This is a genomic window from Acinetobacter thutiue (assembly GCF_030385805.1).
Lineage (GTDB): Bacteria > Pseudomonadota > Gammaproteobacteria > Pseudomonadales > Moraxellaceae > Acinetobacter > Acinetobacter corruptisaponis.
This window is the reverse complement of the sequence record NZ_JAUDZE010000001.1, coordinates 387,208-401,155: the sequence shown is the minus strand read 5'-3', so window position 1 is coordinate 401,155 and position 13,948 is coordinate 387,208. Positions and strand designations below refer to the sequence as shown.

General features: G+C 41.9%; 15 protein-coding genes. 10 read left to right on the top strand and 5 right to left on the bottom strand.

Translation table 11 applies throughout. From position 1 onward, the window contains the following. Window positions 1–78: 78 nt before the first annotated feature. Complete coding sequence (locus QTA56_RS01945; RefSeq protein ID WP_267979267.1) at window positions 79–1,095, bottom strand: lipase family alpha/beta hydrolase; 1,017 nt, start codon at window positions 1,093–1,095, stop codon at window positions 79–81. 279 nt (window positions 1,096–1,374) lie between these two features. On the opposite strand from QTA56_RS01945, the gene QTA56_RS01940 reads away from it, so the two are divergent. Continuing rightward, complete coding sequence (locus tag QTA56_RS01940; RefSeq protein WP_267979266.1) at window positions 1,375–2,391, top strand: AraC family transcriptional regulator; 1,017 nt, start codon at window positions 1,375–1,377, stop codon at window positions 2,389–2,391. A gap of 118 nt (window positions 2,392–2,509) precedes the next feature. Here QTA56_RS01940 and QTA56_RS01935 read toward each other — a convergent pair whose 3' ends face one another. Then, window positions 2,510–3,280, bottom strand: a complete 771-nt coding sequence (locus tag QTA56_RS01935; protein WP_267979265.1) for a 3-hydroxyacyl-CoA dehydrogenase — start codon at window positions 3,278–3,280, stop codon at window positions 2,510–2,512. A gap of 90 nt (window positions 3,281–3,370) precedes the next feature. On the opposite strand from QTA56_RS01935, the gene QTA56_RS01930 reads away from it, so the two are divergent. Next, the gene (locus QTA56_RS01930) at window positions 3,371–4,474 is read left to right on the top strand and encodes an AraC family transcriptional regulator (RefSeq protein WP_267979264.1); all 1,104 of its coding nucleotides are present in this window, start codon (window positions 3,371–3,373) and stop codon (window positions 4,472–4,474) included. Between the two features lie 12 nt (window positions 4,475–4,486). Here QTA56_RS01930 and QTA56_RS01925 read toward each other — a convergent pair whose 3' ends face one another. Next, complete coding sequence (locus QTA56_RS01925) at window positions 4,487–5,080, bottom strand: TetR/AcrR family transcriptional regulator (protein WP_267979263.1); 594 nt, start codon at window positions 5,078–5,080, stop codon at window positions 4,487–4,489. Window positions 5,081–5,198: 118 nt separating this feature from the next. On the opposite strand from QTA56_RS01925, the gene QTA56_RS01920 reads away from it, so the two are divergent. Continuing rightward, window positions 5,199–6,074, top strand: coding sequence for an alpha/beta fold hydrolase (locus tag QTA56_RS01920; RefSeq protein ID WP_267979262.1), 876 nt, complete (start codon window positions 5,199–5,201; stop codon window positions 6,072–6,074). Here the strand turns inward: QTA56_RS01920 and prmC are convergent. Both prmC and prfA read right to left on the bottom strand, forming a co-directional pair. Beyond that, window positions 6,071–6,883: a peptide chain release factor N(5)-glutamine methyltransferase gene (gene prmC / locus QTA56_RS01915; RefSeq protein ID WP_267979261.1), complete on the bottom strand. Its 813-nt coding sequence runs from the start codon at window positions 6,881–6,883 to the stop codon at window positions 6,071–6,073. The two genes, QTA56_RS01920 and prmC, sit on opposite strands and share 4 nt — an antisense overlap. Beyond that, window positions 6,883–7,971, bottom strand: coding sequence for a peptide chain release factor 1 (gene prfA, locus QTA56_RS01910; protein ID WP_267979260.1), 1,089 nt, complete (start codon window positions 7,969–7,971; stop codon window positions 6,883–6,885). The genes prmC and prfA overlap by 1 nt, the downstream gene beginning before the upstream one ends. A 246-nt stretch (window positions 7,972–8,217) precedes the next feature. Here prfA and yiaA point away from each other — a divergent pair, with 246 nt between their 5' ends. The 7 genes from yiaA to QTA56_RS01875 all read left to right on the top strand — a co-directional run bounded on the left by yiaA (window position 8,218) and on the right by QTA56_RS01875 (window position 13,923). Next, window positions 8,218–8,682, top strand: coding sequence for an inner membrane protein YiaA (gene yiaA / locus QTA56_RS01905; RefSeq protein ID WP_267979259.1), 465 nt, complete (start codon window positions 8,218–8,220; stop codon window positions 8,680–8,682). A gap of 235 nt (window positions 8,683–8,917) precedes the next feature. Next, window positions 8,918–9,346 (top strand): hypothetical protein, encoded by a 429-nt coding sequence (locus QTA56_RS01900; protein WP_267979258.1) that lies wholly within the window; start codon window positions 8,918–8,920, stop codon window positions 9,344–9,346. Between the two features lie 458 nt (window positions 9,347–9,804). Further along, window positions 9,805–10,743 carry an ABC transporter permease gene (locus QTA56_RS01895; protein WP_267979257.1) on the top strand — a complete coding sequence of 313 codons (939 nt, stop codon included), beginning with the start codon at window positions 9,805–9,807 and terminating at the stop codon, window positions 10,741–10,743. Then, complete coding sequence (locus QTA56_RS01890) at window positions 10,743–11,618, top strand: ABC transporter ATP-binding protein (protein WP_411956073.1); 876 nt, start codon at window positions 10,743–10,745, stop codon at window positions 11,616–11,618. The genes QTA56_RS01895 and QTA56_RS01890 overlap by 1 nt, the downstream gene beginning before the upstream one ends. Window positions 11,619–11,693: 75 nt before the next feature. Beyond that, the gene (locus QTA56_RS01885; RefSeq protein ID WP_267979256.1) at window positions 11,694–12,695 is read left to right on the top strand and encodes an isopenicillin N synthase family dioxygenase; all 1,002 of its coding nucleotides are present in this window, start codon (window positions 11,694–11,696) and stop codon (window positions 12,693–12,695) included. Continuing rightward, complete coding sequence (locus QTA56_RS01880) at window positions 12,695–13,582, top strand: hypothetical protein (RefSeq protein WP_267979255.1); 888 nt, start codon at window positions 12,695–12,697, stop codon at window positions 13,580–13,582. Before QTA56_RS01885 ends, QTA56_RS01880 begins: the two co-directional genes overlap by 1 nt. A gap of 11 nt (window positions 13,583–13,593) precedes the next feature. After that, on the top strand, window positions 13,594–13,923 hold the full coding sequence (locus QTA56_RS01875; RefSeq protein WP_267979254.1) for a DMT family transporter: 330 nt from the start codon (window positions 13,594–13,596) through the stop codon (window positions 13,921–13,923). Window positions 13,924–13,948 lie beyond the last annotated feature (25 nt).

Genomic DNA, 13,948 nt, shown 5'->3' with positions numbered 1-13,948 from the left:
TTACTCTATTTATCATTCATATTTGAAATATTTTTTATAAGTCAGGGAAGTAAATCCATTACTTCCCTGTTATCTAAATTAAAGTCCCTGATTTTTCAAACGGTTTGCATGGGTGCGGTATGGTGTGACTGGATTTTGTAAAAACCCAACCAATCCGAGCACCTGATTCACTTCATCCAGATGGTTGAATGCATAGTTGTCACGGATGACTGTACCCAAATGGCTAGAACAACGTGGCACCAGACCATCATTCTCACTTGGAATTAATAAAGAGGTCGCAACTAACCCATAATCAATCGGGTCCAGAACATTGGTGAGCACACCTGTTCCACTCCATGAGTAATAGCGAGTTCCATTAACCAGTTCTGTACCCGAACCACAGGCTGTTGTTGGTACACCTGCTGGAAAACGCTGGTTAAAATTAGCAGAGCCACGGGTAGTTAGAGAATTCAATCCTGCCAGAGCATCCTGATCATAATAATGACCTGAACCGATTCCAACCAGTGAGAAGAAAGCATTTACTCCTGCCGCGATAACGGGTGCAAGTGCTGGTCCAACTGGAGACTGAGTAATTGAATAGACAACATCAGCGACATCTGAACCTTTGGTTGGCCCACCCACCGCTGTTACCGAAGCAATTTTATTGGGTAACAAGGCGGCAACATAACGAACCGATTGCGAACCATGACTATGACCAATCAGGTTAATTTTCTGCGCACCTGTAATGGCCAATACTTGTTTTGCCTGAAGTAGCAACTGTTCACCACGTACTTCAGAAGAGTTAAAGGAAGCCTGCTGTGCAACAAATACATTTGCTCCATTTTCAACCAGGTCTTCTGTAATACCGTTCCAGTATTGCAAAGGACCCACCGCAGAAAAACCCGCCATCCCATGTGCCAGTAGAATTGGATATTTGGTTTTTGCATAGCTGGATGTCACATTTGTACTACCGCCGACTGAACAAGAATTCACATTACAGTTCTGCCATGATGCCTTGGGTGCCAGAAAGTCAAACAAACCTGCATGTACCACAGATCCGCTACTCAGCAGCATGCCCGCCATTAACGTCATTGCATTTAAATATTTTTTCTTCACGTTTTTGCTCCTAGCATTTTTCATTTTTATGACCACACATCAGTCTTTAAGCTTTGTATGTGGAATCATTCCGAACATACAAATGACTGGCAAAATTATACTCCTTTAAAAAATTGTGTAATTTTTAGACTAAAACAAACCATGCCAAAATCATAACAATACGCGCCAAAATTAAGATTTCCTAAAAAAAATCCGATGAATGTACATTTCCAAATTGCGAGCGCTGCATTATTTTCTGAAACAATTGGATCAGTTTTAAAATGGAATTTGCTTAAAACTATGAGTATCCCCCGCCATCAGCAGCATTTTATTAGTAGTTCCTATGCCCACCTGCTCAGTGAGGTCGTGTCACGCTGGAATATATCGACTGAAGAACTCTTTTGGGGAACGGGCGTTGAAATCGACAAGCTACATGACCTAAGTTATAAAATCAGTCTTGGCTCGTTCAAGAAAGTCATTGCACGTACCATTGAACTCACTCAGGAGGATGGGATTGGTTTTTATGCGGGTACCCAGTTAAAAATTAGTTCCCACGGTTTACTTGGTTTTACCGTTGCCATATCAAAAAATGTGCTGGATGCCATTGAGACCATTAATCAGTTTGTCCGTCTACAATGCTCATTTGTGGAGCTTAACTTCAAGGTTGAGCAGGACCTGTCCTATTATGGAATCACCTATGACAGCTCCATTCTAGATTTTAATGATATTTCAGACACCCAGGTGTATGAGTTTAGTTGTGTCTTCTTTTTAACTGGTTTTATCCATCTGGTGAGGTTGTTCTTTCCAGACTTTAAGCCAAGTATTGATTTGCAGTGTAAATGTCCAGATTACTTTTCCCGCTTCAGTGATATTCTGGCTTCAACTTTTGAAGAAATACGTTATGAACAGCCACATACACGGTTGATTGCCCCTGCCCGATTTCTTGAAATGCCATTGAGTATGGCTGATCCACTGACTTCTGAGAAATTTAAGCTACTCTGTCAGAAAGAGCTGGATGACCTTGATGCGACACAGGATATTTTATACCGTGTTAAACATCTGATTAATGATGAAAATGAGGGTCTACAGAATATTGATCAGGTTGCACAAAAGCTAAACCTCACCAAACGGACCTTACAGCGAATGTTGCAGGAAAAGGCCGTAAGCTTTCAATCACTTTATGATGAGGTTCGCAGGGAAAAAGCCCGAAAGTTAATGCTCAACCCTTTTATCACCAAAGATGAGGTTGCCAAAAAACTGGGATACTCATCCCTGTCGAGTTTTAATCGAGCAGTTAAACGCTGGGAAAATGAATAATTGCTGGTGGTACGTTTTATTTAATTGGTGACGAAGTCAAAGCCAAACTTTAGAACGCATCGCAATAAAAAAGCGATGGTTTATTCCATCGCTTTTCTACTTTTCACAATCTTAAATCTTATTTAGCAGCCATACGAATTGCACCATCCAGACGAATCACTTCACCATTCAGATATGAATTTTCAGCAATGTGTGCAACTAAACGCGCAAATTCTTCAGGACGACCCAAACGTGATGGATAAGGCACCATTTGACCTAAAGCATCCTGTACATTTTGCGGTAAGCCTTTGAGCATTGGTGTTTCCATAATCCCAGGTGCAATAGTCAATACACGAATTGCATGGCGTGCCAGTTCACGGGCAATCGGTAAGGTCATGGCAACCACCGCACCTTTTGATGCCGAATAAGCCGCCTGACCAATCTGACCATCAAAAGCCGCCACGGAAGCCGTATTGACAATCACACCACGGTCTTCATCGTCTGCTGCAACCGTATTCTTGCTCATGGCATCGGCAGCAAAACGTAGCATGTTAAATGTTCCTGTGACATTGATATGCAGGGTTTTAGAGAACATGGCCAAATCATGCACACTTTCTTTACCAATGACTTTTGCAGATGGGCCAATGCCTGCACAGTTGACCAAACCATGTAAACTGCCATGCTTGGCAACGACATCTTTAAAGAATTGCTCTGCTGCTTGTTCATCAGTCACATCCAGCTTTACAAACTCAGCCTTTTCACCCAATGCCTGTGCCTGTTGTTCCCCTGCTTCAACATTCATATCAACCAGCGTAACTGATGCGCCTTTTTCAACTAAATATTCTGCGGTTGCTGCTCCCAAACCAGAGCCACCGCCTGTAATAACAAAATGTTTTCCTTGAATTTTCATGTAAATTTCCTGTTAAATGAACGATAAATTTTTATAAGTGAGAGTAAAGGCAAGCTTTTTCCGATACAATTCCAAAAAGTAGCAAATTTGATGCGACTTTTGAGCATTCATCCTATTTATTCTTCCCAACTTCATTTGCGTATGATCCAGAATCAAAATCCAGACCATAACTCTACCAAAGACACGATCTCAAATGCCTTGATTCGTGAAGCGTTGAGTGTTGCCGCAAGTCGGGGTTTAAATATTGTCCATATTGCAAATAAGGCTGGAATTTCAGCAGAACTGTTGACCTCAACCAAAGCACGCGTTCCTGTGGCCCAGTGCGCACAATTATGGGTTGAGCTTGCAGAAAGCATGAATGATGAGTTTCTGGGAATGGATACTCATCCCATGCGCCGTGGCAGTTATAAGCTCTTGGCAAAACTGGCGTTCAACACTGAAACCTTACAACAGGCGATTGAGGAAATCCTCAGATTTTTAGCTTTGGTTTTAGATGACATTCAGGGTGAACTGGTTCAGCAAGGTTCAAAGGCTTTTTTGATCCTGCATGACCGTGAACATCCAAAACGTATGTTTAGTTATGCCACGTTCTTAATGCTGGTCCATAGCCTGATGTGCTGGCTGAGTGACCAGCGTATCCATTTTCAGAAAATGACGTTTAAATGCCATCAACCTGTAGAAATACAGGATTATCGGGTGCGTTTTTGTGAAAATATCCAGTTTAATGCTGAACTCAATAGAATTGAGTTTGATGCGCATTATCTCAAGCATAAAATTAAGAAAGATAAACAGGCATTGAATGATTTTCTCAAGCATACGCCTTATAACCTGATCGTTCGTTTTAAGAATGAAAATTCCTTAAGCCTACAAATTCGTCGTCAACTGTTATTACAACCGCCGTCTGACTGGGCTGAGCTAAAAGATATTGCCCAGCAGTTGAATATGTCAACCGCAACCATTCAGCGCCGCCTAAAACAGGAGGGGGTCAGTTATCAGCAACTTAAAAATGATATTCGCTGTGATATTGCCATTGAGCGTTTAAGCAAAACCAATGATTCCATTCAAAATATCAGTGATGATCTCAGCTTTCATGACCCAAGTGCATTTCACCGTGCCTTTAAAAAATGGACAGGTGTCAGTCCAGGGGTTTATCGTGCCAAGACACTTAAGAAAACTGTGATGGGTTCCTTATAATAAAAACCAGACTCATTCATTCACAGTTTCAGCCAACATCCGAGCCAATAGCATTTCCAAACCTAGCTCAAAAATTTCATCATAGTGTGCAGCAGTCCAGTACGGCATTGCCTGTACCAATAGTGGATATCGTTCCGCATATTCATCAGCTTTGATAGGATGAACAGCCGAACTCCCCAAGCCATAGCCTTTTGCCTCATCAATTCCCACACCAATTAAGTAATAATTAAGAATTCTTAGAAAATAACTTGCCTGTTGCATGGGCAAGTTGGCATTGTTAAAAATCCTGAGAATCTGGTGCATGAAACGACTGCCAATATCAGTATTCAGTTGATGAGTTGCCAAAATCGGAAAGAAATTGGGATATGTTTTTGCCAATGCCCGCCACTGTTGTGCCACTGAAATAAGTTGCTGCTTTACATTCAACTCTTCATTTTCAAATTGAATGGTTGAAATCAAGGTATCCACAATTTCATCAAAAATCTGGTCTTTATTCTTGAGATGGTAATAGATACTCATCGCTTCACAATTTAATTTTTCGGCCAGCTTTCGCAAACTAAATTTCTCTATTCCAAGCTCCTCAATCATTTCGATTGAAGTTTTCACAATAATTGCTTTCGACAAAGTTCCTTTTGTCTTTACTTTCTGATGAGCAGCATTTGACATGAATATGATTGCCTTGTAAATTCACCTTACAGTGTAAGTTTAATAAAAAGAGACTAAAATGTATCACACTCTACAAAGTTGGCATAAGTCTGGAAAATATTTTTCTTTTAAGAATTTCAATATTTTCTATCAATATTCAGACAAGCCAGCAGCAACTACCCTTTTTCTTATTCATGGTTATCCCACAAGTTCATTTGACTGGGCAAAAATTTGGGATCAACTTTCTGAAAACTATCAGCTTGTAGCGATTGATCTATTAGGTTTAGGATATTCTGATAAACCAGCTTCTTATCCATATTCTGTACAAGACCACGCAGATCAGTGTATTGCCTTAATTCAGCATCTAAAGCTGGAGAATATCCACTTGATCGGACATGATCTGGGCGTGGGTGTTATTCAGGAATTACTGGATCGACAACAGAAAATGCTTTTAGAATGTTCAATCCAGTCAGCAATTTTTATGAATGGTAGCTTGTTTGCAGAAGTCTATCGTCCACGTTTGATCCAGAAACTAATGGCTTCTTTTTTAGGGCATTTGATTGTGCCCATGATTTCATTATCAGTCTTTTCAAAGTCCATGACACAAATGTTTGATCAAAAGCATCAGCCTAGCCCAACTGAACTCAAACAATGGTATGAACTGTTAAATTTTAATCAGGGGAAAAAATGTGTGGTGAGCTTAAATCAATCCATTTTTGCAAGGTTCAAGCATCGTGATCGACTGGTCAATGCATTGATCAACAGCACCATTCCAATGCTATTAATTAATGGCAAGAATGATCCTAACTCGGGTCAACACATGGCTGCACGCTATAAAGAATTGATTCCCAATCCACAGGTCATTGAAATCGAGGACTGCGGCCACTGGACACCGTGGGAACAACCGACCATTGTAGCAAATGAAATTATGCAGTTTTTAACACACCGCGCTTAAAGCTGTGCAAGTGTAACCCGATCATTGCCACCATAATCCTGAATGGTCTGTATTTGGCTAAAACCATACTGCTCAAAGATGTCACGGACTGCCTGCCCCTGATCATAACCATGTTCGAGGGCAATCCAGCCATTTGGCTTTAACCAGTCTTTGCCTTGACTAATAATCGTTTCAATATCCGCCAAACCATGATTGGCTGCAATCAACGCCCGTTCAGGTTCAGATTTCAGCTTTTGCATATGAAGATCATCAGGATCAATATAAGGTGGATTGGAGACAATCAAGTCAAACTTTTGTTGATCCAAGGCTTCAAACCAAGCCCCACAGGCAAAATGAACCTGAGATAATCCATGCTTTAACGCATTTTCTTTGGCAACATCCAGCGTTGGTTGATAAATATCGGTTGCAGTGACCTGCCATTGCGGGCGCTCACTGGCAAGCGCCAATGCAATTGCGCCTGTGCCTGTGCCTAGATCAACAATAGTGGCATCTTGAACAAGCGGAAGATTTAAAACCGTTTCCACCAGAATTTCAGTATCAGGACGTGGCACCAAAGTGTCATGGGTGACTTTTAAATCCAGCGTCCAGAATGGTTGTGACCCTGTGACATAGGCCAAAGGCTCACCCTGCTCAATTCGGGCCAACCCATCCAAATAAGTTTGCTGCTGAATTTCTGTCAATTCCTGTTCAGGCCTAAATTTAAGCTCCAAAACACTGACACCTATAATATGCTCAAGCAGCCAAGCAGCTTCCTGACGTTCATAGCTATCAATTTCGCCTTTCATCTCTAAAGCCTGAGCAATATTCATTAGCCACCATTTTCCTGTGCCAGCATTGCCAATTGATCTGCCTGATATTCACGATGCAGGCTGTCGAGCAATTCAGTTAAATCACCTTCCATAATCGCATCCAGTTTATACAGAGTCAGGTTAATACGGTGATCGGTCATCCGTCCTTGCGGATAGTTATAAGTACGAATACGCTCAGAACGATCACCCGAACCCACCAGATCACGACGCATTTCAGAGGTTGCTGCATCAGCCGCCGCACGTTTTGCATTTTCTAAACGTGATACTAACAGCGCCATCGCTTTGGCTTTGTTCTTATGCTGGGAACGTTCTTCCTGACACTCCACCACCACACCTGATGGAATGTGGGTAATACGCACCGCAGAATCAGTTTTGTTAATGTGCTGACCACCCGCACCTGATGCACGATAAGTATCAATACGTAAATCAGCAGGATTGATGTCCACTGTGGTATCCACATCAACTTCTGGCAAAATGGCAACTGTACATGCCGAAGTATGTACACGACCCTGTGATTCGGTTGCAGGTACACGCTGTACACGGTGTGCGCCACTTTCGAATTTCAGGCGACCATAGACACCCTCGCCATCAACACGGCAGATCACTTCCTTATACCCGCCATGCTCACCTTCATTTTCTGAAAGCACTTCGATACGCCAGCCTTGATTCTCGGCATATTTGCTATACATACGGAACAGGTCACCTGAGAAAATTGCAGCTTCATCACCGCCTGTTCCCGCACGAATTTCCAGGTACGCCGCATTGGCATCATTTGGATCTTTTGGAATCATCAACACATTCAGTTGATCTTCCAGATCCACCAGAAGCTCTTTATTGGCCTTGATTTCTTCTTCTGCCATGTCCTTGAAATCTGGATCAGATTTCATCATCTCGGCTGTTTCAATATCTTCCTCAGCCTGACGATATTTACCCCAAACCTCAGTGATTTCAGTCAGGTCATTATGTTCACGGGACAGTTTACGAAAACGTTTATTGTCCGAAATCACTTCTACATCAGCGAGTAATGCAGTCAGCTCTTCATGACGATCACAAAGTTGATCCAGTCTTAAGCGGAGTGATGCTTTCATGGGCGAAATATCTCAAAATTCAGGTTTGTGCGAATGCAACATATACCGCACAATTAACATTAAAAAATTGCGCATAGTGTACAGATTCTGGGGCTTAAAAGACATAGAGAAACGGGCTAACTTACCCATTCGCCATCATTTCATCATAAATTGTTCAGTTTTGGTTGTGGACACTTGTTCTCGGATTTATGCTCCGATATAAATAATTAGGGACAAATAGAAAGATAAAACAACAGGATAATAGGTATGAATAATTTTATTAATCGTCCAACCTCCGCATTTATTGCGGCAAGTTGGGTTGCTTTACTTGCTGGAGCGGTCGGATTCATGATTGGGCTATGGAATGCCAATATACCATTACACGAAAAAGGCTATTATTTTGTTATCTTGCTATATGGACTATTTTCGGCAGCATCTTTGCAGAAAACAGTACGTGATAAACTGGAGGATATTCCTGTGACTGCCATTTATTATGGACTGTGCTGGGTCTCTATGGCGGTGTGTATCGTATTATTATTGATCAGTCTATGGAATGCTGACATGCTGATGAGCGAAAAAGGCTTTTATATCATGTCTTTTATGATGAGTTTATTCGGTGTAGTTGCCACGCAAAAGAATATCCGTGACTTAAATTATCTACGCCTGCAAACTGAATTAAACCCTCGCCCGTTAAAACTAGAGGACTCATCAAGAGATGAACAGCAAGATTAAATTTAGCTTAAGGAAGTTCGATCAGGGAGCTTCCTTTATGCGGTGACGATATTTACTATCACTATGTTTTATCATCAGTATTTCTCATTTAAATTTATTCACCGAAACAAAACGCTACAATCCAGACACCAAATCGTAATAATTCAGGAAGCCATCTCCACAATTTTCTTCTCAAACTTTGTTACATTTGCCTCAATTACAAAAGATGTCCTATCACTAGGAACATGGAGTCAAAATGAAAGCGAATATTTGGTTATTGGGTGCGATTTTAGCAAGCTCAACTTTAGTGACCACAGCACATGCTGATAATGCTACACGTGTTGCTGCGACGTCTGCACTAGGAAGTGTGGTGGGTACTGCAATTGGTAAAGAGATCGGTGGCAACAATGGTGCCATGATTGGGTCCGCACTTGGCGGTGCTGGTGGAGCGGCCGCGGCAAGTAGCAAACGTACCCGTACTGAAGCTGCAATTGGTGGTGGTTTAGGTGGCGTGGGCGGCTATACTGTTGGTAAGAATGTAGGTGGTACAACAGGCGGTTATATTGGTGCGGCTGCGGGTGCCGCAGGTGGTTCAGCTCTAGGTCGTAAAGTCGGTCAGGACCGCGACTATGACAATTACCAGTCTAAAAAATACAAGAAAAAAAGAAAGCATCGTCATCACTGATATTTTACAAAAGCGCCTTTGGGCGCTTTTTTACGATTAAAATTTCTAAAAGCATTGGATTTTAATGCATTTAATCAATTTCATAATGTTTCTTTTTATACAGATACAATAAGCGCCGAGTGCATCACCCAAGTTTGCAGGTGGAGCATTACGTGCTTTTTTTCTGTGCATGTATAGGTTGTTGATAAAGATTTGAGCTACCCTGCTCCATAACCTGCCATATAAATATCTTTATGATCAGGTTGATGTTTCCACTATGAAAATTTTTCATTTATCGGATTAATTTTTAAATTAAATAAAAATCAAATAGATAAATAATTAAATCTCAATAAATTGATGAAGCTTTCTCATCAGCCATCCTTTAAATAAGTCACTTTATCCTAGTCTCAGGAATGGCATCAAAATTGCTTAAAGTATTACGTTTTTAAGAAATCGTATTACTCGATAGGTACAAACCTATGCATGATTCAGTATTGTCAAAAAAGAAAAAACTTTTGTTAGGTTTGGGGTCTTTCCTGATTCCCATCCTAATCTGGAGTTGCGTCAGTTACCTGCCCTTTATCTGGCATCCACAGGTACAAATTACCGATTCTGGCAGTGTGTCTTATTTGCAGGTCGGTACACGCATTGAAAAAGATGCCTTTTATCGTGAAGCACAGCAGGCAGTCGATGCAGGCAAAACACCGCCAAATGGGATTCTGGTCAATCCAATTTATCTGCCTGCACCGCATGAAGTCGCTAAAGCACTGGTCACGTCATTTACCACACCACCGCAGCAGCCCGATGCTCCGTGGTTACATCAAAGCCTGTGGCATAGTATCAAGATTGTTTTTATCGCTTTCTTTATTTCTTCATTGATTGGTATTCCACTGGGTATTTTGTCTGGCTTTTCTGCCACGATTTCCCGATTGACTGAACCTTTTGTCGAGTTTTTCCGTTATTTGCCTGCGCCTGCATTTGGCGCATTGGCAGTTGCCATTTTGGGCATTAATGATGCACCTAAAATTGCCATTATCGTGATCGGTACCTTATTCCAGCAAATCCTGATTATTGCCAATACCACCCGCATGGTGGATCGTGGCCTGATTGAAGCGGGCTATACACTGGGCACCAATAAAGCCAAAAGTCTGTTCCATGTAGTGATTCCTGCGGCACTGCCTGATATTTACCGTGATTTACGGGTGTTATTGGGCTGGGCGTGGACTTATTTAATCGTATCAGAATTGATCGGGGCCACTTCGGGGATTACATGGTTTATCACCCAGCAGGCTCGTTACCAAAATTTTGAGAATGTTTATGCTGCTATTCTAATTATTGGGGTGATTGGTTTAGTCACCGATGTGATCTTAATGAAAATCGGTGAACGTCTATTTAAATGGAAAGCAGGAGCAAAATAATGGAAACTCAATTTGATGCAGGTCGTTACTTTGAACACATTTATGCCCGTCCTGTGATTCTGGAAGCAAAGCAACTGACACAGGTCTTTTATCATGGCAAAGAGCAACGCACCATTCTCAATCAACTGGATTTAAAAATTCATAAGCGTGAATTTGTCTGTGTGATTGGCCCGTCAGGTTGTGGTAAATCGACTTTTAGCCGTGTAGTGGCAGGTCTTGATCCGTATCATAGCGGAGAGATTTTGGTCGATGGTCAAGCCATTACAGGCACAAGTCCAGAACGTGGCATGGTGTTTCAGGGTTATACCCTGTTTCCGTGGAAAACAGTCAAGCAAAATGTCATGTTTGGGCCTTTGATGAAAGGCATCAGTACCACCCGTGCCGAAGAGATGGCGAGAGAATGGATCAATATCATTGGGCTGGAAAAATATGAAAACCAGTATCCGCACCAACTGTCAGGCGGGATGAAACAACGGGTTGCAATCGCCCGCGCCTTGGTCAATGAACCCAAGATTTTATTGATGGATGAACCGTTTGGTGCACTTGACCCGCATACCCGCCAGAAGATGCAACGGCATTTGATGGATTTATGGCAAAACATTGATATCACCATTATTTTTGTGACCCATGACATGGATGAAGCGATTTTACTGGCTGATCGTATTGTGGCGCTCAAGGCCAATCCTGGCGAAATCAAGGAAATTATTGAAGTGGATTTGCCACGTCCACGCGGTACTGAACTGATGAATACCCCTGAGTTTCAACGCCTGAGAAACAAGGTGGATCAACTGGTGCATGCTCAGGAAGATGAGCTTGATCCTGCCCTGACCCATTTACCAAAAATTCCGCGTATGACGCAGGTCGATGCTGAATAAAGATTTTGTATAACCTTTGGGACGACCCAAAGCGTTTTATTTATGTGCTGGACGACCAGCTAAATGGTGTGACGCATGAAACAGGATTATGTTTTACCCTTGGTCGATATTTCAAAATTGACCAGTCCACAGCTTGAGGAACGATTACAGGTCGCACAGGAACTGGATCAGGCCTGCCGTGAAGTCGGTTTTTTATATATTCGTGGTGATCAGTTACAACCTACGCTCTTTCAGCAACTGGTACAAACCGCACAGCGCTATTTCGCTCAGGATGAAGCGAAAAAAATGCAAAACTATATTGGCCTGTCTGAAAACCACAGTGGCTATGTGCCGATTGGTGAAGAACGTTTTAAAAGCAATACCTACGATTTAAAAGAAACCTATGATGTCAATTATGATTATCAGGCAAGCGAAAATCGTCGCCCCTTGGTCGGCCCAACGCAGTGGCCCGATGATGCAGAATTTAAACAAAATGTCCTGAGCTATTATCAGCATATCAAGGATGTTGGACATCAACTTTTTCATGCCTTTGCATTGGCTCTGGGGCTGGAAGAACAATTTTTTGATGCACATTTGCAATATGCTCCCAGTCAGCTCAGGCTGATTCATTATCCTTATAATCCTGATGCTGAAGATGCCATGGGCATTGGCGCACATACGGATTATGAATGTTTTACCCTGTTATTTCCGACTGCACCTGGCTTGCAGGTACTCAATAAACAAGGTGAATGGACCGATATTCCACTGGTTGAAAATACCATGATCATGAATATTGGTGACATGATGGAGATTTTATCCAATGGGCATTATATCGCCACCAAACATCGGGTCAAACGGGTCAAGCAAGAACGTTATTCATTCCCCTTATTTTTCTCCTGTGATTATGATTATCTGATCCAGCCTGTGATGAAAAATGAAGCTCCCAAATATAAGCCATTAAAAGGTGGTGAACATTTATTTAACCAGACTGCCCAGATTTTCCAGTATTTAAAACAACGGATTGATCAGGGTGAATTGGTGCTGGAAAATGCCATGCCCCTAGATTCTTTTGGTCTGGCTGAATCTGGAGAAAAATAATGGATTTAAATGAATTATTGCAGCAGTTAAATCCAACTGATCTACAGCAAGTCAGTTTACCCCACTATTTACTCGGTAGTTTTAGGCGTAAAAGTATCAGTTTTTATAATGGACTGACTGATGAAAACACCATTGTTTACTGGTTTCAGTCTCGAACATTTACCCTTGATTTGCGCCTATCAGATGCCCACTCTACCCCCATCACCGAAAAACAAGGCTGGATTGGTGACACGGTTTGGGATCATGCACAGCAGTTACTGTCATGGGAGGTTCAACAAAGCTACCAACCACGGATTCAGTGGCCAGAACCTGCCACATTACATGCCGTGGGTAATTGCTTGTTGGAGTTCTCTCCATCCAATGCCTATGTAGAAGATTGGCGACAATTGTCACATACAGGGCCATTGCTCGGTTTACGCTTGTATCAGGTACAACATCTGGGTAATGGTGAACTGTATGCAATGGATGGCGGATTGATTGTGGCAGGAGAACATATTGCCTATGCACAATCCCGACTGCCACAGATTCAGGACAAACTTACAGACTTCTCCAGACTCGATCAGGCATTGGCACAACATGTCATAAATGAAGCAGAAATTGAAAGCTATGAGGTTTCTTTGGCATTAAATGGTCAGGAAATTCAATATAGTACGCAAAGCCAGCGTGTCGGTGAGCCTATGCAACTGACTGGTTTTGAATTGAATGATCAGGGCATTATTACGCAAATTCGCCAAATTCATGGGGAAGATTATCGCTGTTATTTTCAGCTTGACCTGTACCAGCCTGAGTTTCAGTTTGTTCGTCAATCAATTAGCTCTGATGCAAGCCAGCACTGGTTACAGCAGGAACAGGATCATTTGCTTAAAAATGCTCAAGTGGTTGAATAAAGGAGCCTGATTTGCCTTATTTATATTTGGTGATTGCAATTATTGCGGAAGTGATCGCCACTTCTGCACTCAAAGCCTCAAATGGATTTAGCGTTCCACTGCCCTCACTCATTACAGTGGTGGGCTATGCGATTTCCTTGTATTTTTTATCCTTAACCCTAAAATTTATTCCAGTCGGTATTGCCTATGCGATCTGGTCGGGTGCTGGGATTATTCTTATTTCCAGTATTGGCTGGTTTTTCTTTAAGCAGTCTCTGGATCTGGCGGCATTTATTGGTTTAAGTATGATGATTGCAGGCATTATCGTGATTAATGTCTTTTCAAAAAGTACTCATCTTTAAATTTTTGCATAAAAAATGCTTCATC

What these genes read in the sequence shown, in the direction of transcription:
- QTA56_RS01920 (WP_267979262.1), top strand. Translation starts at nt 5,199, where the DNA reads ATGTATCACACTCTACAAAGTTGGCATAAGTCTGGAAAATATTTTTCT.
- QTA56_RS01880 (WP_267979255.1), top strand. Translation starts at nt 12,695, where the DNA reads ATGGATTTAAATGAATTATTGCAGCAGTTAAATCCAACTGATCTACAG.
- yiaA (WP_267979259.1), top strand. Translation starts at nt 8,218, where the DNA reads ATGAATAATTTTATTAATCGTCCAACCTCCGCATTTATTGCGGCAAGT.
- QTA56_RS01885 (WP_267979256.1), top strand. Translation starts at nt 11,694, where the DNA reads ATGAAACAGGATTATGTTTTACCCTTGGTCGATATTTCAAAATTGACC.
- QTA56_RS01940 (WP_267979266.1), top strand. Translation starts at nt 1,375, where the DNA reads ATGAGTATCCCCCGCCATCAGCAGCATTTTATTAGTAGTTCCTATGCC.
- QTA56_RS01895 (WP_267979257.1), top strand. Translation starts at nt 9,805, where the DNA reads ATGCATGATTCAGTATTGTCAAAAAAGAAAAAACTTTTGTTAGGTTTG.
- QTA56_RS01930 (WP_267979264.1), top strand. Translation starts at nt 3,371, where the DNA reads ATGCGACTTTTGAGCATTCATCCTATTTATTCTTCCCAACTTCATTTG.
- QTA56_RS01890 (WP_411956073.1), top strand. Translation starts at nt 10,743, where the DNA reads ATGGAAACTCAATTTGATGCAGGTCGTTACTTTGAACACATTTATGCC.
- prmC (WP_267979261.1), bottom strand. Translation starts at nt 6,883, where the DNA reads ATGAATATTGCTCAGGCTTTAGAGATGAAAGGCGAAATTGATAGCTAT.
- QTA56_RS01935 (WP_267979265.1), bottom strand. Translation starts at nt 3,280, where the DNA reads ATGAAAATTCAAGGAAAACATTTTGTTATTACAGGCGGTGGCTCTGGT.
- QTA56_RS01900 (WP_267979258.1), top strand. Translation starts at nt 8,918, where the DNA reads ATGAAAGCGAATATTTGGTTATTGGGTGCGATTTTAGCAAGCTCAACT.
- prfA (WP_267979260.1), bottom strand. Translation starts at nt 7,971, where the DNA reads ATGAAAGCATCACTCCGCTTAAGACTGGATCAACTTTGTGATCGTCAT.